The sequence below is a fragment of the Sulfitobacter sp. SH22 genome (assembly GCF_965641905.1).
Lineage (GTDB): Bacteria > Pseudomonadota > Alphaproteobacteria > Rhodobacterales > Rhodobacteraceae > Sulfitobacter.
Map to the genome: position 1 here is coordinate 2,448,664 of NZ_OZ282573.1, position 17,503 is coordinate 2,466,166.

The 17,503-nt window shown below is 60.3% G+C and carries 17 protein-coding genes and 1 pseudogene; 5 read left to right on the forward strand and 13 right to left on the reverse strand.

Going from position 1 to position 17,503, the window contains the following annotated elements:
• Positions 1–27 precede the first annotated feature (27 nt).
• Genes ACSQ13_RS14105 through ACSQ13_RS14115 form a run of 3 tightly spaced genes read right to left on the reverse strand, consistent with a single transcriptional unit; the run spans position 28 to position 2,335 of the window.
• Positions 28–756, reverse strand: coding sequence for a lysophospholipid acyltransferase family protein (locus ACSQ13_RS14105; RefSeq protein ID WP_176248074.1), 729 nt, complete (start codon positions 754–756; stop codon positions 28–30).
• Entirely contained in the window at positions 756–1,661 is a 906-nt protein-coding gene (locus ACSQ13_RS14110; protein WP_176248073.1) for a cell division protein FtsX, read from the reverse strand. The genes ACSQ13_RS14105 and ACSQ13_RS14110 overlap by 1 nt, the downstream gene beginning before the upstream one ends.
• A complete protein-coding gene (locus tag ACSQ13_RS14115; RefSeq protein WP_176248072.1) occupies positions 1,658–2,335 on the reverse strand; it encodes a cell division ATP-binding protein FtsE in 678 nt (225 codons plus the stop codon). Before ACSQ13_RS14115 ends, ACSQ13_RS14110 begins: the two co-directional genes overlap by 4 nt.
• A 165-nt stretch (positions 2,336–2,500) precedes the next feature.
• On the opposite strand from ACSQ13_RS14115, the gene ACSQ13_RS14120 reads away from it, so the two are divergent.
• Positions 2,501–3,316, forward strand: coding sequence for a zinc-ribbon domain-containing protein (locus ACSQ13_RS14120; protein ID WP_176248071.1), 816 nt, complete (start codon positions 2,501–2,503; stop codon positions 3,314–3,316).
• A gap of 28 nt (positions 3,317–3,344) precedes the next feature.
• On the opposite strand, the pseudogene ACSQ13_RS14125 reads toward ACSQ13_RS14120, so the two are convergent.
• The 6 genes and pseudogenes from ACSQ13_RS14125 to argH all read right to left on the reverse strand — a co-directional run bounded on the left by ACSQ13_RS14125 (position 3,345) and on the right by argH (position 9,334).
• A pseudogene (locus ACSQ13_RS14125) lies at positions 3,345–5,935 on the reverse strand (TIGR02302 family protein).
• A 39-nt stretch (positions 5,936–5,974) separates the two neighbouring features.
• A complete protein-coding gene (gene lysA / locus ACSQ13_RS14130) occupies positions 5,975–7,240 on the reverse strand; it encodes a diaminopimelate decarboxylase (RefSeq protein ID WP_295510826.1) in 1,266 nt (421 codons plus the stop codon).
• 40 nt (positions 7,241–7,280) lie between these two features.
• Positions 7,281–7,598, reverse strand: a complete 318-nt coding sequence (locus ACSQ13_RS14135) for a DUF2834 domain-containing protein (protein WP_176248068.1) — start codon at positions 7,596–7,598, stop codon at positions 7,281–7,283.
• A 1-nt stretch (position 7,599) separates the two neighbouring features.
• Entirely contained in the window at positions 7,600–7,770 is a 171-nt protein-coding gene (locus ACSQ13_RS14140) for a hypothetical protein (protein WP_176248067.1), read from the reverse strand.
• Positions 7,767–7,946 (reverse strand): hypothetical protein, encoded by a 180-nt coding sequence (locus ACSQ13_RS14145; RefSeq protein ID WP_295510829.1) that lies wholly within the window; start codon positions 7,944–7,946, stop codon positions 7,767–7,769. The genes ACSQ13_RS14140 and ACSQ13_RS14145 overlap by 4 nt, the downstream gene beginning before the upstream one ends.
• Positions 7,943–9,334 (reverse strand): argininosuccinate lyase, encoded by a 1,392-nt coding sequence (argH, locus tag ACSQ13_RS14150; RefSeq protein WP_295510832.1) that lies wholly within the window; start codon positions 9,332–9,334, stop codon positions 7,943–7,945. Before argH ends, ACSQ13_RS14145 begins: the two co-directional genes overlap by 4 nt.
• Before the next feature lie 22 nt (positions 9,335–9,356).
• Between argH and ACSQ13_RS14155 the strand changes: the two genes are divergently transcribed.
• Positions 9,357–9,926, forward strand: a complete 570-nt coding sequence (locus ACSQ13_RS14155; protein WP_295510835.1) for a TlpA disulfide reductase family protein — start codon at positions 9,357–9,359, stop codon at positions 9,924–9,926.
• Between the two features lie 36 nt (positions 9,927–9,962).
• On the opposite strand, the gene ACSQ13_RS14160 is transcribed toward ACSQ13_RS14155, so the two are convergent.
• Together ACSQ13_RS14160 and ACSQ13_RS14165 are read right to left on the reverse strand one after the other, a co-directional pair.
• Complete coding sequence (locus ACSQ13_RS14160; RefSeq protein WP_255200049.1) at positions 9,963–11,036, reverse strand: Hint domain-containing protein; 1,074 nt, start codon at positions 11,034–11,036, stop codon at positions 9,963–9,965.
• Positions 11,037–11,218: 182 nt separating this feature from the next.
• Entirely contained in the window at positions 11,219–12,136 is a 918-nt protein-coding gene (locus ACSQ13_RS14165) for a lipid A-modifier LpxR family protein (RefSeq protein ID WP_295510838.1), read from the reverse strand.
• A 195-nt stretch (positions 12,137–12,331) separates the two neighbouring features.
• On the opposite strand from ACSQ13_RS14165, the gene ACSQ13_RS14170 reads away from it, so the two are divergent.
• The gene (locus ACSQ13_RS14170) at positions 12,332–12,856 is read left to right on the forward strand and encodes a winged helix DNA-binding protein (RefSeq protein ID WP_176248061.1); all 525 of its coding nucleotides are present in this window, start codon (positions 12,332–12,334) and stop codon (positions 12,854–12,856) included.
• Here the strand turns inward: ACSQ13_RS14170 and ACSQ13_RS14175 are convergent.
• Entirely contained in the window at positions 12,853–13,494 is a 642-nt protein-coding gene (locus ACSQ13_RS14175) for a bifunctional 4-hydroxy-2-oxoglutarate aldolase/2-dehydro-3-deoxy-phosphogluconate aldolase (protein WP_176248060.1), read from the reverse strand. The genes ACSQ13_RS14170 and ACSQ13_RS14175 overlap by 4 nt on opposite strands.
• Before the next feature lie 21 nt (positions 13,495–13,515).
• On the reverse strand, positions 13,516–15,315 hold the full coding sequence (gene edd / locus ACSQ13_RS14180; RefSeq protein WP_295510842.1) for a phosphogluconate dehydratase: 1,800 nt from the start codon (positions 15,313–15,315) through the stop codon (positions 13,516–13,518).
• Positions 15,316–15,485: 170 nt separating this feature from the next.
• Between edd and ACSQ13_RS14185 the strand changes: the two genes are divergently transcribed.
• The gene (locus ACSQ13_RS14185; protein ID WP_295510844.1) at positions 15,486–16,361 is read left to right on the forward strand and encodes a BadF/BadG/BcrA/BcrD ATPase family protein; all 876 of its coding nucleotides are present in this window, start codon (positions 15,486–15,488) and stop codon (positions 16,359–16,361) included.
• Positions 16,358–17,488: an N-acetylglucosamine-6-phosphate deacetylase gene (gene nagA, locus ACSQ13_RS14190; RefSeq protein ID WP_295510846.1), complete on the forward strand. Its 1,131-nt coding sequence runs from the start codon at positions 16,358–16,360 to the stop codon at positions 17,486–17,488. Before ACSQ13_RS14185 ends, nagA begins: the two co-directional genes overlap by 4 nt.
• Positions 17,489–17,503: the final 15 nt, after the last annotated feature.

A 17,503-nucleotide genomic window follows, 5' to 3' on the forward strand; every position in this document is an offset into this window, starting at 1 on the left:
CGCACGCCCCTTGGCCCAACCGCCGGTTTACCGGCCTTTGTTGGCGGCCTGTGCCTCTAGCAGCAATTCATCCGACCGCGCCTCGACCATGTTTTCAAGGCGCGCCATGAATTCATCCCGCGGCAAACCGGGCGGGATCGGGTCCAGAAATTCGACGACTGCGACACCGGGGCGGCGATACAGCCCGCGGCGCGGCCAGAAATAACCGACATTCGTGGCGACGGGTATGCAGGTTTGCCCCATCTGTTCGTACAAGGCCGCCGTGCCTTTTTTATAGGGCGCGGATACGCCGGGGGCCACGCGTGTCCCTTGGGAATAGATAATCAGCTGACCGGCCTCGAGATGCCCGGTTTTGACATCCTCCAGCATCTTGGTCACCGCGGCACCGCGCTTGCCACGGTCAACCGCATACATTTTCATGCGTTTTGCGTATTGTCCCACGACGGGCGTCCACAGGATTTCCTTTTTCATGATGAACTTTCCCAGCGGGATCGCCTGAAAGATCATCAAAATATCAAGAAAGGATTGGTGCTTTGCGGCGATCAATACCTCGCCTGTGGGGGGCGTACCGCGCACTTCGCAGCGCATCCCCACCAGATGTTCCGCCAGCCACATGACAAAGCGGGAATAGCTTTTGCAACACACATAGGCACCGCGCAACGAAAACATCGCCCAAGGGGCAAAGGCCAATCCGATAATCGGCATCGAGATGGTGGCGATTGCAATGAATGTGAGGGACCGGATCCACTGGATCATCAGGCAAGTTCCTTCAACGTACGGCGCGCGGCGGCACCTGTGGCGGCAAAGGCAACAGCCCCTGCCAGAAACGGGATCAGCAATGGAACCAGCCAATGCCACCCCTGAAAGCCAAGCCCTGTCAGAAATCCGCCTGCGTCATCCGTGCTGGGCAACAGCAGTACCGCAAGCATCCCCAGCACCATCCCGGCAGCAGCCCCCGACAGGGCGCGCAAGGTAAACCGGCGAATGAAGGCTTGGGCGATATAGCCATCGGTGGCACCCACCAGTCGCAGAACCGCGATCACCTGCGCATTTGCGGATAGCGCTGCATTCGCGGCCAGCGTGACCATCGCCGCAAGGGTTGCGGTAATCAGGATGGTCGATATCCAGCCCAGCAGTTTCAATCTGGATGCGGCCTTGACCAGGGGGGCGCGCCAGCGGTTGTGGTTGTCCAGAACGGCACCGGGCACCTCTGCGGCCAGACGCAAGCGCAGGCCTTCGGGGTCCATGCCATCGCTGTCTTCGATAATTTCGATCAAACGCGGCACGGGCAGCGCGTCGATGGCCAGTTCAGGCCCGAACCATGGGGCCAGCAAGGATTGCTGTTCGGCATCCGTCAGGGCGCGTGCCGAGGCGACGCCTTTGGTTGTCTCAAGAATGCGCAGGGCGGCTTGGGTCTGGGCTGCGCGTTGATCAACAGGGGCTACCACGCGGATCGTGGCGGTACGCGCCAGTTCCTGCCCCCAAATCGTGGCAAGCCGACCCGATGCCAGCGACAGCGCCAGCGCAAACACAGCCAGAAACGCCATCGTCCCTGACGCGAACAAGGTCAGTTGCGCGGTAAAACCGGATGGCGGCACCACGCGGTCGGCATGGCGGTCCCCGGTCCACAGGGCGGCAATGGCAACTTGAAGCGCGCTCACAAATCTGCCCCCGCCAGTTGGATGCGCCGGTTGGCGATCCGCAAGACCCGTGCCTGCACCTGCGCTTTGGTGGCGCGGATCAGACCCAGATCATGGGTCGCGATCAACACGGTCTTGCCCATCTTGTTCAACTCGACCAGCAGCCTGAGCAACCGCTGCGACATTTCCCAATCTACGTTGCCGGTGGGCTCATCAGCCAGCACCACATCGGGCGACATGATTACCGCACGGGCCAGCGCCGCTCGCTGGCGTTCACCGCCCGACAGTTCCGGCGGCAATGCATCTGCGCGGTTGCTCAGACCCACCCATGACAGCAGTTCGGACAGATCTTCGCCACCGGTTTCGTCATGCCTGCCAGAGACGGTCAGCGGCAACCCGATGTTTTCGGCAACCGGCAAGTGATTAAGAAACTGGCAATCCTGATGCACGACACCGACGCGGCGGCGCACCATGGCAATATCGTCGCGGTCAAGGCTGCGCACATCGTTGCCAAACAGCGTCACATGCCCCGCCGTTGGCAGCAGCGCGCCATAACACAGCTTCATCAAGGTGGTTTTCCCGGACCCGGATGGCCCTGTCAGAAAGTGAAACGACCCCGGGGCCAGCTTGACCGAGATATCGGACAAAAGTTCGCCGCCGCCATAACTATAGGCCACGTTTTCAAATTCGATCACAGGCTTATCCCACTTGGTTTGGACTGTTGTGCCTCAGCACCGCATGGGTTTCAATGCACCCCAACACAGCGATACATCGAAGTTTGCACTTTTCCTGCGGTTTTCTAGAACATAAGGTAACAGTCACGCGCAAACGATGGAGTTTTCAATGGGTACGGAAGAAAGATGAGACTGATCTGTCCCAATTGTGATGCACAATATGAAGTGCCCGATAGCGTGATGCCAACAGCCGGGCGTGACGTGCAATGCTCCAACTGCGGGCAAACATGGTTTCAACACCACCCCGATTACATGCCTGCCGAAGACCCCGAAGGGTTGGGTGACAACACTCCGACCCCGGACGAGGAAACGGCAACCCCGCCCCCGGCTTCGCACGCCAAACCCGCGCCCGAACGCAAACAGCTTGATCCGTCGGTCGCCGATATTCTGCGTCAGGAAGCCGAAGCTGAAAAGCTGGCCCGCCGCACCAAGCAGGCCGAGGTATTGGAAAGCCAGCCCGATCTGGGTCTGGATGACAGTGCGGATGAGCCCACCCCCGACCAGCGGGCCCGCCTTGCCAAAGCCCGCACGGCGCGTATGCGTGGCGAGGAAACAGAACACGAAGCGGTACCTGCCGGGGCAAGTGCTGCCGCACTGGCATCGCGGCGCGATCTGTTGCCCGATATCGAAGAAATCAATTCGACCCTGCGCACCGGTAACGAACGCCGCTCGGCGGACCCCGATCTCGAAGATTCAACCGTTACCCCGGCGGCAAAACGCGAGGGTGGATTTAAGCGCGGGTTCACAATCATTGTGGTCTTGGCGCTGCTGATGTTGCTTGCCTATGTTTTTGCGCCGCAACTATCGGCTGCTGTTCCGCAGCTTGAGCCTTTTCTGTCCAGCTATGTTGCCACGATCAATCAGGCACGCGTCTCGCTTGATAGCGGATTGCAAAACATGTTGCAGTGGCTTGACACAAAGGCGAGCCAATCCGGCAGCTAGCGGCTGCCCGATTGGCGGCTATCTCAACCTAGAAACGATCCAGAAGCCTATTCAGGTAATCGCGCTCCACCTCGGGGCGCTCAGCCTCTCCTGAACGGCGGCGGATTTCATCCAGCAATTCGCGCGCGCGGCCATAGGCATCATTGTCCAGCGCCAGATCACCTTCGGTGCTTTCGCCCCCGTTAGAGGATTGGTTGCGCCCCAAGGGATCACGGTTGTCGCCCTTTTGGGTGCCTTCGGCTGTCCCCTGACCAGCCTCTTGCTGCTGTTCTTGCGCCATCGCATCGCCAAGCGCACGCATGCCCTCACGCAGGGCCTCCATCGCCTGGGCCTGGTTGTCGATGGCATCTGCCAGATCGTTCTGGCGCAAGGCTTCCTCTGCCCCGTCCATCGCACGACCCGCACGATCCAATGCGTCACGCGCGGCCTTACCTTCGGGCGACCCACCACCTGGCAAGCGGCCTTCCTGGCGGCTCAACTCGTCGCGCAAGGCTTGCTGGCGTTGGGCGATTGAGCCCTGATCCTGACCCTGCTGGGATTGCCCGTCATTCTGGCCGGGTTGCTGACCCTGCCCTTGTTGTTGCCCCTCGCCCGGTTCTTGGCCCTGCTGCTGGCCCTGCCCTTGCTGCTGGCCGGGGGCCTCCCCGGGCTGGTTTGGCTGGCCGCCCTGATTGAACTGCTCCTGAAGATCACGAAACGCCTGATCGCTCAGCTCTTGTTGTTCACGCAAGGTATCGGCCAGACCTTCCATGGCCTCTTGTCCGGGGCTTTTGCCGCCCTGACCGGGCTGGCCTTCGGTCACGCGCATGTTTTCCATCATCTCTTGCAGCTCGCGCAACGCTTGCTCGGCCTCGGCCATGCGCCCTTGCTCCATCAGCTCCTGGATACGGTCCATCATGCGTTGCAAATCGTCTTGGGTCATCTGCATCGTTTCGCCCTGCTGACCCTGCTGCTGCTCGCCGTCTTGCCCCTCTTGGGCCTGCTGACGCTGCAATTGCTGCAGGTAATCCTCGGTTGCGCGGCGCAATTCGTCCATCAGCTCGGCGATCTCTTCTTTGGAGGCACCGTTTTTCATGGCTTCGGTCAGGCGCTCCTGCGCGCGCCGCATCCGCTCCAACGCATCTGCCAGCACCCCTTCTTCCAGCTCGATCGCCAGATCCCACAGATCATCCGCAATTTCGGCCTGTAGCTCATCCGTCAGCCCGTATTTGGCACGGATTTCCAGCCGTTCAATCTGGCGGCGCAACCGCAAGGCCGAGGTATCGGAGCGGAACACATCCTGGGGGCGGTAAGACACCGCTTTCAACAGCGGTACCAAACGCGATGCATTCGCTTTGGCCCACAACAGATCGCGCCGCTGTTCGATCACGGCCGCCGCAAGCGGATCGAAAAACCGCCGCCCCGGCAGGATCATATCGCTGGGTTCAGTGGCAAATTGCTGCTCTGACGCGTCTAGAACGCTCAGGCTGATTTTGACGGGCAGGTTCGCCCAGGGGTGCTTGGAAAAATCGTCGATCAGGTTTTCTTCGAAATTGGTCCGGTTGCCCGAGATCGGCATGGGCAGCGGAATGATCAGTTCGGGCCGCGCATCCGGTTCAATCGCCAGACCATAGCCCCGGTCAACCGACGCCAGATCAAGCGATATCCGCGCCTCTCCGGCCTCGACGCCGTAATCGTCGCTGGCGGCAAAGGGCAGACGCATTTCGCCCAAGGCCGCGACCTTCGGTTCACCGGTGATTTCAACCCGAGGGGCCGCATCGGGCAGCATGGTCACACGCCAATTGCGCCCCCCGGGCCCGTCAATGCTGATCTCTCCGCTTTGATTGACCTTGAAATCCAACACCAAGGCCGGTTCGGCATCGGCGGGTGCGGCCCGCCCCGACACGGTCTCGGCCACTTGCAAAGCACCCACCTCGCCATAAAGCCGCAAGGTGATCAACGTGCCGCTTGGCAGGCTCAGCGGCCCTTCCTCAAGATCGGCCAGATATAACGTGGGCCGTCCAGTATAGCGCGGCGGCTCTGCCCAGCCTTCCCAGACCGGACCATTCGCCAGATCGCCGCCCCCCGGCACCATCCCCGCAACGGACCCCACACGCCAAACAGACCCGAATACCAGCGCACCCCGAAAAACAGCACAGCGACATAGCGCAAGGCATAGGGGTCGCGGCGGCTGACCCGCAGATCCGCAGGGATCGCCCGCGCCGTCGCGGCACGATCTGCCATGCGCTTTTGATGGGCTTGCCACACAGCCATCGACGCGGCATCGCCAGCGCCAATCACCTGATCATCCATCAGCGCCTGAATGGGCCGGCCCGGCAAACTCGCATCCAGCCGCGCCAATGCCTCGGTGCGGTGGGGCAGGCGGAAAACCTGCACGGCATAGACCACGGCCCCAAGAACAGCGATGCCAACCGCAGCGGCAGCACCATACACACCCTCAACCGGGAAAGTTTCGTGAAACCCCAGCATCAAGGCCGCAAGCACCACCAAAACAACGCTCAGCAACGGCCACAGCGCCTGAACAAGGCTCTCCGCCCACATTCCGGCCCAGGTCAGCCTCAGGGGCCAGCGAATTTCCGCAAGCCCGCGGCGCTGATCATCGGTTGTGAAAAGGGTCATCGCTACCGTTCTCCCGCATGGCTGACACGCGGCGCGCGGTCAAAGCCATTCAGGGATGGTATCGCGATTTATCATTTCGTCAAAGGTCGGGCGTGGGCGAATAACCGCAAATTGATCATCCTTGACCAATACCTCGGGAATAAGGGCGCGCGAATTGTATTCGCTGCTCATCACGGCACCATATGCGCCAGCACTTCTGAACGCGACCAGATCACCGGCAGCCAGCTTGGGCATCATGCGCTGCTTGGCAAAAGTATCACCGGATTCGCAAACCGGGCCAACAATGTCATAGGGCTGCTGCTCCGCCCCTGCGGCCGGTTCAACCACAGGGACGATATCATGATGCGCCTCGTACATCGCAGGGCGGATCAGATCATTCATCGCGCCGTCAAGGATCAGGAAATCGCGCCCCTCGCCGGACTTCACATAGATGACTTCGCTCACCATCAACCCGGCATTGCCTGCAATCAGACGGCCCGGTTCAATCTCGATCTCGCAGCCCAGATGGCCCAGCTTGCGCCGCACCATCGCACCATAGTCACTGGGCAAGGGCGGCGCTTCGTTGCTGCGCTCGTACGGGATACCCAGACCGCCGCCCAGATCAAGCCGCTGGATCGTATGGCCGTCGGCCCGCAAGACTTCGGTCAGTTCTGCCACCTTCTCATAGGCCTGCTCGAACGGGGCCAGATCAGTCAACTGGCTGCCGATATGCACATCAATGCCGATGACCTGCAAACCGGCCATACCAGCGGCCATCGCATAGACCTCGCGGGCGCGCGCAATGGGAATGCCGAATTTATTCTCGGATTTGCCAGTGGCAATCTTGGCATGGGTCTTGGCATCGACATCAGGGTTCACGCGAATGGTGATCGGGGCGACCTTGCCCAGCGACCGCGCCACAGCATCCAGCACTTCCATCTCCGGCTCGGATTCAACGTTAAATTGGCGAATGCCACCCTCAAGCGCCAAGCGGATCTCGGCAGCGGTTTTGCCTACGCCGGAAAACACGATCTTGTCGCCCGGAACACCCGCCGCCTTGGCGCGCAGATATTCACCGGCTGACACCACATCCATGCCCGCGCCCGCCTGTGCCAACGTCCGCAATACCGCCTGATTGGAATTGGCCTTCATGGCATAACACACCAGATGCTCCATCCCTTCCAACGCATCATCGAATGCTTTGAAATGCCGCAAAAGCGTCGCCGTCGAATAGACGTAAAACGGTGTTCCCACCGCAGCCGCGATCTCGGCAATTGCGACATCCTCAGCGAACAGCGCACCGTCGCGATACAGGAAATGATCCATCTTCTCTGGCTCCCAAATATCCCCGCCGGAGGCTCCGGCGCTATTTTACAGGGGCCGACCGCAGGAAAAGGTACAATGGCAGGCCACAGCTTACCCCAATACCAAAGGTTGCGGGAATGGCAATCAGCGCCTGCCAATTTCGCCGCACAGCGACTTCGGCGATGATCCACACGGTCAAGGTGACGGCCGCAATGGTCAAATCCCAGACCAACCCGCTGGCAGCGGCATTCGCATGCCACGCGTCAACCATGCCCATGATATCAACGCCATTGGCCCGAAACCACGTGACAAAATAATACATCGGATGGATCGCGCCCCAGATCGCCAGCGCCAGATAGATCATCCGCAGCATCGACATCTCAGAAACTCTTGATCACGCCGACTGTGGCGTAGCCTGAAACAGTCAGGCCTGACGCTGTCGGTGTCGGTTGCTGGCGTGCATTCTGCGCGTCATCCGCCTCTTTTGGCGACGGTTTGGTACAGGCCCCAACCGCAGCACACATAACGAGGATACATGCCAACCGCATCATGACGACAGCCCAAGCCCCAACCGGAACGGCCCGCGGCCCACCGACACGGAGGACCCAAGCGACACGCCCGAAGTTGACAGGGTCACAGCGGTGTTCACGTGCGGCGGGGTCGGTTCACCATCTGCGCCGCATGCGGCCAAGCCGAGAAGGGCAATGATGGCAAATGCGCGTTTCATCCAAGAATTCCTTTCCAGCGGGCAACCTGCGCACGCACCTGCGCGGGCGCGGTACCCCCGTAAGACATACGCGAATTGACGGAATTTTCCACACCCAGCACGTCGAATACGTCTGCGGTAATCCCGTCATGGGCGGTTTTCATCTGGTCCAGCGTCAGATCAGGCAGGTCACAGCCGTTCTTTTCAGCCAGCGCCACCAGCGATCCGGTGATGTGATGCGCATCGCGGAAAGGCAGACCCAGCACCCGCACCAGCCAGTCGGCCAGATCGGTCGCGGTCGAGAAACCCGACCCCGCCGCCGCAGCAAGGCTGTCGCGGTTGGCGGACATGTCTTTAACCATGCCTTCCATCGCGGCCAACGCCAGCATCAGGTTGTCGGCGGCGTCGAATACCTGTTCTTTATCTTCCTGCATGTCCTTGGAATAGGCCAGCGGCAGGCCCTTCATCACCATCATCAACGCCACGTTGGCCCCCATGATGCGACCGATCTTGGCGCGGATCAGTTCTGCCGCGTCAGGGTTTTTCTTCTGCGGCATGATGCTGGACCCGGTCGAAAACCGGTCCGACAGGGTCACGAAACGGAATTGCGCCGACGACCAGATCACCAGTTCTTCCGCGAAACGGCTCAGGTGCATCGCACAGATGGACGCCGCCCCGAGGAATTCGAGGGCGAAGTCGCGGTCGCTGACCGCATCCAGCGAATTGGCCGACGGACGGTCAAAGCCCAACGCCTGCGCCGTCATGTCGCGGTCGATGGGAAAGGACGTGCCGGCCAGCGCAGCAGCACCCAGGGGCGATTCATTCATCCGCACCCGCGCATCGCGCATCCGGCCCAGATCGCGGCCAAACATCTCTACATAGGCCATCATGTGATGGCCCCACGTGACCGGCTGTGCGGTCTGCAAATGGGTGAAACCGGGCATGACCCAATCGGCCCCGGCCTCTGCCTGGCCCAACAATGCCTGGATCAAAGCCAGCAAACCACTTTCGGCGGCGTCGAATTGATCGCGCACCCACAGCTTGAAATCTGTCGCCACCTGATCGTTGCGCGACCGGCCTGTGTGCAGGCGGCCCGCAGGTTCGCCGATGACCTCTTTCAGGCGCGCCTCGACGTTCATGTGGATGTCTTCCAGCGCGGTCGAATAGGCAAAGGTGCCGCCTTCGATCTCTGACAAGACCGTGAGCAGGCCTTTCCGAATGGCGTCAGCATCGCTATCACTGATGATGTCTTGTGCAGCCAACATGGCCGCATGGGCGCGCGACCCGGCAATGTCCTGGGCGGCCATGCGCTGGTCAAACGAGATCGAGGCGTTGATCGCCTCCATGATCGCGTCTGGTCCGGCGGCGAAACGGCCACCCCACATTTTGTTCGAAGTCGTATCGGTCATCAGGCAACCCCTCGGAGGGAAAATGAAAAAGATAATGCTCGCGCTCGTTTATACGGCCCTAGCGGTCGGTGCAAACCCCAGCTTTGCGCAAACTGCCGATATCACGGCGCTGCGTGACGGTGACATGAAAAAACTGGTGGCGCATGACGCGCCTGTGGCAACGTCTACGGCTGCGTTTGATCTGGCTGATGGCGCGGGCACGGCCACGCTTGAGGATTGGCGCGGCAAATATGTGCTGGTCAATTTCTGGGCGACCTGGTGCGCGCCCTGCCGCAAGGAAATGCCACAGCTGAACGCCTTGCAAAAAGAATTCGGCGGCGATGATTTCGAAGTGCTGACACTCGCTACGGGCCGCAATTCGCCCGAAGGGATCAAACGGTTCTTTGAGGAAGCGGGCGTTGACAGCCTGCCCCGCCACCAAGACCCCAAACAGGCGGTTGCCAGCCAGATGGGTATCTTTGGCCTGCCGATCACCGTGATCATGGACCCTGAGGGGCGCGAAATTGCGCGGCTGCGGGGCGATGCGGATTGGTCAAGTGACAGTGCCAAGGCGATTATCAAGGCGTTGGTCGACAGCCGCGCCGGCGGCTAAAGGGGTTCGGGCCGCTGATTGCGCGGCCCGACCTGATTATGCGGCGTGTTTAAGGATCGCGGCCTCGGACACCGAGAGATTCCGGCGCGCATAGCTGCCATAGGTATGCGGATCAAAGCTGAGGCTTGGATAGTTCTTGATCAAACGGGCGCGGTCGCTGGCATCCAGACTTTCCAGCGCGGCAGATGCCGGGTGGAAGCTTTCGGTTTCGACACCATTCGCCCACATGATTTGATGGCTATCCAACAACACATGGATATACGTCACCTCGCGCGCATGTGCATCGACCGTCACACTTGAGCCGTTGATCAGATCGCGCGCCGTGACCAAAACCTCGTTGGTGTTGAACAGGCTTTGTGCGACATCACCCTTGATCAACATGCGGTGGCTTGGCGACACCAGCAAATCCCGGTCCGGCCTTGCCAGACCCAGCGAATTTGCGTGGAATCTGACGGGGCGCAAATGTGGCATCGCAAACAGGCGTGCACCGCTCATCCGGCGTTTGCCGATCCAGCGGACAGGCTGCATGCCGTTGTCTTTGGTTTGAACCAGATCGCCCTCGCACAAATCCTCTATCCGGTTCAGGCCGTTGTCTGTGCGGATCAATGTGCCGGGCGTAAAGCAGATCACGCCGCCGTTTTGCTGCGCGACCTTATCCAGTGACGTGGTGCCCAATGTGTGGTGCACAATCCAAAGGTCGCTGTTGCGTGGCGGAATTTCGTCGTGGAACATCAACAACGGCTGGCTACCGCCGCCGACTTCGATCAACGTCACGGTATAGCTTTTGCCGCCGTCCGTGACGACGAAACTGTTATCCATCAAGTTTGCGAATTGGTCGTCGCCATAGTTCTTGCGCGGCACCGCGACTTCTTTTTCCAAAGCCGTCCCGACAAGCCGATGCACCATACGTGACGCCCGTTTGCGAAGTTCTTCTGCTCCATCTGCCTGATCCAGTCGCAATACGTCAGAAGGGCCGTCGACGCGTACCACGTCGCCCCGCCATGCCCATGCCGCCCCTACCTCAAGAGATCGCACCGGCGCGGCGTCTAGCCCATCTATTTCTGTTTGCGACCAGCTTATGACAAACGTGCCCCGAAAGCCCGTTTTCACCACTGTTCTGCTGCCTCGTCGTTTTTTTATTAGTTTTAGAGTAGCAAAAAGCCGCGCATCTGCAAAGGCCATTTCTTTCAGTCAATTCAACGCGTTGCAAAAAGTCTTAATTTTTCCCCAGGTACCGCCGGATATCCCCCATGTAGGGCAGCAAGGGCATAAGCCCGCTAGATGTAGCGCCTTCAGAACGATAAATTGATACGCAACGATCCTACGATCTGATCGTCCGGTTGGGTTTCATATTCCTTGCCCAGCCACGTAACCCCGTAAAACGCCGACGCATCCTTGCCTTGCCAATGCATGCCAAGACGCACGCGGTCGCGGTGATCGGTCAGGGTATATCCACGGCTTTCGGGCAAAAACGTACTTTCGCGGACATAGGCAATATCGGCACCGGCAACAAAGCTGAAACCGGTATTGCGGGTGTTCTGGATCACGCGGTAGCGGTGGCCCGACGTGCCGTCGCGCACCAAAAGGGCATCCGTTCCGACCGATCCGAACGTCAAATCAAACCCGGCGCGCATCATTGTTTCAATGCCTGCCTGCCCTTGGATAAAGGGGCGGAAAGTCCGGTTTTCGCCCAACCCGACGCTGCGCCCCGCCTCGATCAGCACCGTGGGGTGAAACCCGTTGCCGATCTGGTTGTTCAATGTCAGCGCCGTCGGGGGGGTATCCCCGATCAAGTCGTGAAATTCGCGCTGCAACATCCCCAGACGCGTCTGCGGCCCGGTCACAAAAAGCGACGCGCCCACTGCAAATTCTGTGCCTTTGTGCTGGAAATGGCTGTGCATCCCGACAGACAAGGCCCCGGCCCAAGGGCGCGACCCGGCGGCAGGGGTGGTCAGATTATCGGGTGCCAGCACCTCGATCCCCAAACGCAATTCGATCAGTTTGCCAAATTGCCGGGGCAGCGTGCCGGTCCATTCCGGCCCCCAAACCCGCGAAGAGGTCACGGAACCGGTGCGTTCACGGTCTTGAAGATCGCCCAGAAAGTCGTTGGTGATCAACCGGCCATAGCCAAGATATGCGCGCGCCTCCGCTGCCGTTGCCTGAGGGAGCGAAAACAGCAAAACCGCGGCGGCGGTAAGGACCTTGAGCATGGGTGTCTCTCCAGGATTAGCCCCAATTAGACGCCATGGCCGAGGGGGAGGATCAGATTCGGAATTGCGCGGCGGCAACCCGCTCAGACCTATGCGGCAAATACGACCATTTTTGGACCGCCGAATGTTCGAAACGTTGCATGACGCACACAAATCGCTAACGTAACGACAACAATAATCAGCCGTGGATGCCTTATGTCAGAACCGAAATCACAGCCTTCCCGCCGGATTGTATCATCACGCCACCTGGCCGAGGGCGAAGGCTGGGAGGCATCCGAGCTCGAATACGGGATGATCATTGCCTATAACGCCTTTAGCCGCTGGATGTCGCGCTGCATGACGGCGGCGGGCAATTCCGATCTGACGCCTCTGGAAATTCTGGTGCTGCACAACACCAATCACCGGGGCCGTGAAAAACGGCTTACCGATATCTGTTTTATGCTGAACATCGAAGATACCCATACGGTGAACTATGCGCTGCGCAAGCTGCTGAAATCAGGGCTGCTTGAGGCCGATAAACGGGGCAAGGAAGTATTTTACAGAACGTCACCCAAAGGTGCCGAACTGATTGAGGCTTACCGCGCCGTGCGCAACACCTGCCTGATCGACAATCTGGACCGCACAGATATGAAAGGCGACGACCTACGCGAGATCGCCGCCCGTTTGCGTGCTATTTCAGGCCAATATGATCAGGCCAGCCGCGCTGCCGCGTCGCTTTAGCGCCCCAGCTTGCTTGCCGCGCGGGCCAGTTCGGTGATTGCGGCCCAGTCGCCTTGGCGCACCAGCGCATCGGGGGCGACCCAGCTGCCACCGGCGCAAACCACATTGGGCAAAGACAGATAGCTTTCGGCATTGGCAGGGCTGACGCCGCCTGTCGGGCAGAACCGGATCTGCGGCAGCGGTGACGCCAGGGATTTCAACGCAGGTGCGCCCCCCGAAGCTTCGGCCGGAAAAAACTTGAGCATGTCATAGCCGCGTTCCAGCAGGCGCATCGCCTCAGATGCGGTAGCGGCACCGGGCAACATCGGCAGGCCAAGGTCTTCGGCGGCTTGCAGCAATTTGTCGGTCGCCCCGGGCGAGACGCCGAATTTCGCGCCTGCATCCACCGCACGTTTGACATCATCCGGCGTCAGCAATGTGCCTGCGCCTACAACGCCGCCCTCGACTTTGGCCATTTGCGCGATCACGTCCAACGCACAATCGGTGCGCAAGGTTACCTCAAGCGCAGGCAGGCCACCGGCGACCAGCGCCTCGGCCAGCGGGCGGGCATGGGCCACGTCATGAACAACCAGAACCGGCACGATGGGGGCCAGTTTGCAGATGTCATAGGCGGCGGCGCTTGCTTGTTGTGGGGTCATGGAAATCGTCCTTTATTCAATTCAAATACTGCTGGCACCGGTATCGGCAGCCCCGACAGTCCTGCGGAAATTCGCGAACAGTTCGCGCCCCTGACCGTATTCATTCCCCGACAGGTCAGCGGTCGTGACGGGGCGGTCAAGCGCACCGGGGGTTATGACCTCAAGCACACCATCACGGGCATCCACACGGATAATGTCACCATCCTGAATGCGGGCAATCGGGCCACCATCCAGCGCTTCGGGGCAGACATGGATCGCGCTGAGAACCTTGCCCGATGCACCGGACATCCGGCCATCTGTCACCAACGCGACCTTCAGCCCCTTGGCTTGCAGGTTCGCCAGTACCGGCGTCAGGCTGTGCAATTCGGGCATCCCGTTGGCTTTTGGCCCCTGAAACCGGACAACAACAACGACATCGCTGGTGAATTCACCTTTCTTATAGGCTTCTTTCACTGATTCCTGATCGTGAAACACCCGTGCCGGTGCTTCGACAATATGGTGCTCGGGCTTGACCGCTGAAACTTTGGTCACGGCGTTGCCCAATGATCCTGACAACCGCTTGAGCCCGCCTGTCGGCTGGAAAGGGTCACCCACCGGACGCAGGATCTTGTCGTTCAAGGTCTCGGTCGGGCCATCGACCCATTCAACCGCGCCGTCTTTCAGCTTGGGGTCGCCGGTATAGCGGGCAAGCCCGTCACCGGCGATGGTTTTCACATCCTCATGCAGCAAACCGCCGCTCAGCAATTGACCGATCATATACCCCAAACCGCCTGCGGCATGGAAATGGTTCACATCCGCCAGACCGTTTGGATAGACCCGCGCCAGCAATGGCGTCACCTCGGCCAGATCCGAGAAATCCTGCCAGTCCAGAATGATGCCACCGGCACGCGCCATCGCAACCAGATGGATCAGCAGGTTCGTCGATCCGCCCGTCGCGTGCAAGCCGACGATGCCGTTTACATAGGCCTTTTCATCCAGCACATCGCAGACCGGCGTATAGCTGTCGCCCAAGTGGCTGATCGCTAGAGCGCGCTGTGCGCCCGCAACAGTCAGCGCATCGCGCAGCGGTGTGTTTGGGTTCACAAAGGATGCGCCGGGCAGGTGCAGGCCCATGAATTCCATCAACATCTGGTTGGTGTTGGCGGTGCCGTAAAACGTGCAGGTTCCCGGACCATGATAGGCCGCCATTTCCGACGCCATCAGCTCTTCGCGGGTTGCTTCGCCTGATGCGAATTTCTGGCGCACAACGGCCTTTTCATCGTTCGAGATGCCCGAGGTCATCGGCCCCGCTGGCAAAAACACCGCAGGCAAATGGCCAAACGCCTGTGCGGCAATCACCAGCCCCGGCACAATCTTGTCGCACACCCCAAGGAAAACCGCGGAATCAAACGTGTTGTGGCTAAGCCCGACACCCGCTGCCATTGCGATGATATCGCGCGAAAACAGGCTCAGTTCCATCCCCGGCGTGCCTTGGGTGACGCCGTCGCACATCGCAGGAACCCCGCCTGCAACCTGTGCCGTGCCCCCTGCCGCGCGGGCGGCATCGCGGATGATTTCGGGAAACCGTTCAAACGGCTGATGCGCCGACAGCATGTCGTTATAGGTGGTGATGATACCGATATTGCCGGCGGATTGCGTTGCCAACGCGTTTTGATCCGGCCCCGCGCCCGCATAGGCATGTGCCTGCCCGCTGCACGACAAATGCGCCCGTGCTGGCCCTGCTTCGGCGGCACCGCGCATCCGGCCCAGATATGCCTGACGGCCAGCGGCGCTTCTTTCGATGATGCGGTTGGTGACGCGCGCGACGGTTTCGTTCAGCATAATAATCCCCTTGTGATCAGTTCAGGCTACCACAATTGTGATTGCTCGACTAATGTTAGCGCTAACTTAGCATTGAGGCGGGCAATTTGTAAATGGATTTGCGCGAACGCTTTTACTCCAACAGGGAAAATATCCTTTCCCCGACAAAACAGGTATCTTAGACAAGCCCTATGATGGATCAATACCCCCCTATTCTTATTGGCGTCGACGGCGGCGGGACCGGCTGTCGCGTTGTGGTTGGCACCGCCCAAGATGGCATTCTGGCAGAGGCCAAAGGCGGCCGCGCCAACGTCAGTACCAATTTCGACGAAGCAATCGCCCATATTCTGGAAGCGACCCGCGCTGCCGTAAAAGATGCCGGTCAGGATCTGGAACAGATGAACCATGCTGTCGCCCATCTGGGGCTGGCCGGGTTCACAGGGCCGGAAATTGGCAAGCGGGTCACAGATGCGCTGCCCTTTGCCAAAAGCATTGTCACCGAAGACACGACAACCACCATTGTCGGGGCCATCGGCGCGGATGACGGATATGTCGTGGCGCTTGGAACCGGCACGATCATTGCACGGCAACGCAGCGCCGTTCAGACCTGCATCGGCGGTTGGTGTTATCAGGTGTCGGATCAGGCGTCGGGCGCATGGCTGGGGCATGGCGCGCTAGAACAGACGTTGCTGGTGGTCGATGGGATCGTCCCGCCAAGCGCCCTGTCTGACCGGATGCTGGAAAAGCTCGGCGGGGCGGCGGGGATCGTGCAGTTCAGCCTCAAGGCGCGCCCCGGCGATTTCGGCACCCTTGCACCGGACGTTGTGGAAACGGCGGCGGCGGGCGATGCCATTGGCACGATGCTGATGCAGCGCGGTGCGGATTATCTGAAAAACGCGATCGGCGCGCTTGAGTATCAGACCAATGACATCCTGTGCCTGTCGGGCGGGGTCGGGCCACATTACGCGCCCTATCTGCCCGAACATATGACCGCCAATCTGGTCTCGGCAAAGGGGCGCGCCGTCGATGGTGCCTTTGCCCTGGCGATGACCGCTGCGGTCGAATGACCCGCGCCGTGACGGCCTATGTCGGGGCGCGGATTTTTGATGGCACCGCCATGTGGGACGCTCACGCATTGCAGGCGCTTTCAAATGGCGAAACCCGCATCGTCAAACCGCAAGACCTGCCCTCCGACTGCGAGATAAACGCGCTGGACGGCGGCACCCTGTCACCCGGATTTGTGGATTTGCAGGTCAATGGCGGCGGCGGTGTGATGTTCAACGATGCCCCCACTGTCGAAACCCTTGCCACCATCGCAGCGGCGCATCGGGGGTTGGGCACATTGGCGATCCTGCCCACACTGATCACCGACACCCCCGATCAGACCGCCGCAGCGATCAGCGCCGTTACGACCGCGCTGGATCAGAAAATACCCGGCATCGCTGGCCTGCACCTTGAGGGGCCGCATCTGAGCGTTGCCCGCAAGGGCGCGCATGACGGTACGCTGATCCGCCCGATGCAAGACAGTGATCTTCGCGGGCTGTTGGATGCCGCCAACCACATTCCCAACCTGATGATGACGGTCGCCCCCGAAAGCGTGACAAACGCGCAGATCAGGGCGATGGCAGATGCGGGCATCATCGTATCGCTTGGCCACAGCGATTGCGATTACGATACCGCGATGGCCGCCTTTGACGCTGGCGCACGCTGCGCCACCCATCTGTTCAACGCCATGAGCCAGGCCCAGGGCCGCGCGCCCGGTCTGGTCGGTGCCGCGCTGGATCATGGCGGGGCGGCCAGTGGTTTGATTGCAGATGCTGTGCATGTTCATCCCGCGATGATCCGCACCGCGCTCGCTGCCAACATGGGCCCAAGCGACGTGTTTATGGTGACCGATGCGATGGCCACGGCGGGGTCGGACATCACCAGCTTCACACTAAACGGCCGCGAAATTCTGCGCCGCCAGGGCAGGCTTACCCTTGCCGATGGCACCCTCGCCGGCGCTGATCTGACAATGCCACAGGCGATCCGCGTGCTGGTCGAGCAGGTCAAGGAACCGCTGGAAAAGGCGCTGGCCCGCGCGACGACGATCCCTGCGCAGATGTTGCGCCGCGCACCGTCGCTTGACCGCGTCGATGATCTGGTGTGGCTTGACAACGACCTGTCCAAAGCGTGCTGGGTCACTGAATTATAAAGCGGCCCAAGGTTT

Excerpts from the sequence above, each read along its gene's own strand:
- ACSQ13_RS14105 (WP_176248074.1), bottom strand. The coding sequence starts at position 756 with ATGATCCAGTGGATCCGGTCCCTCACATTCATTGCAATCGCCACCATC.
- ACSQ13_RS14120 (WP_176248071.1), top strand. The coding sequence starts at position 2,501 with ATGAGACTGATCTGTCCCAATTGTGATGCACAATATGAAGTGCCCGAT.
- lysA (WP_295510826.1), bottom strand. The coding sequence starts at position 7,240 with ATGGATCATTTCCTGTATCGCGACGGTGCGCTGTTCGCTGAGGATGTC.
- ACSQ13_RS14135 (WP_176248068.1), bottom strand. The coding sequence starts at position 7,598 with ATGTCGATGCTGCGGATGATCTATCTGGCGCTGGCGATCTGGGGCGCG.
- ACSQ13_RS14140 (WP_176248067.1), bottom strand. The coding sequence starts at position 7,770 with ATGATGCGGTTGGCATGTATCCTCGTTATGTGTGCTGCGGTTGGGGCC.
- ACSQ13_RS14145 (WP_295510829.1), bottom strand. The coding sequence starts at position 7,946 with ATGAAACGCGCATTTGCCATCATTGCCCTTCTCGGCTTGGCCGCATGC.
- argH (WP_295510832.1), bottom strand. The coding sequence starts at position 9,334 with ATGACCGATACGACTTCGAACAAAATGTGGGGTGGCCGTTTCGCCGCC.
- ACSQ13_RS14155 (WP_295510835.1), top strand. The coding sequence starts at position 9,357 with ATGAAAAAGATAATGCTCGCGCTCGTTTATACGGCCCTAGCGGTCGGT.
- ACSQ13_RS14165 (WP_295510838.1), bottom strand. The coding sequence starts at position 12,136 with ATGCTCAAGGTCCTTACCGCCGCCGCGGTTTTGCTGTTTTCGCTCCCT.
- ACSQ13_RS14170 (WP_176248061.1), top strand. The coding sequence starts at position 12,332 with ATGTCAGAACCGAAATCACAGCCTTCCCGCCGGATTGTATCATCACGC.
- ACSQ13_RS14175 (WP_176248060.1), bottom strand. The coding sequence starts at position 13,494 with ATGACCCCACAACAAGCAAGCGCCGCCGCCTATGACATCTGCAAACTG.
- edd (WP_295510842.1), bottom strand. The coding sequence starts at position 15,315 with ATGCTGAACGAAACCGTCGCGCGCGTCACCAACCGCATCATCGAAAGA.
- ACSQ13_RS14185 (WP_295510844.1), top strand. The coding sequence starts at position 15,486 with ATGATGGATCAATACCCCCCTATTCTTATTGGCGTCGACGGCGGCGGG.
- nagA (WP_295510846.1), top strand. The coding sequence starts at position 16,358 with ATGACCCGCGCCGTGACGGCCTATGTCGGGGCGCGGATTTTTGATGGC.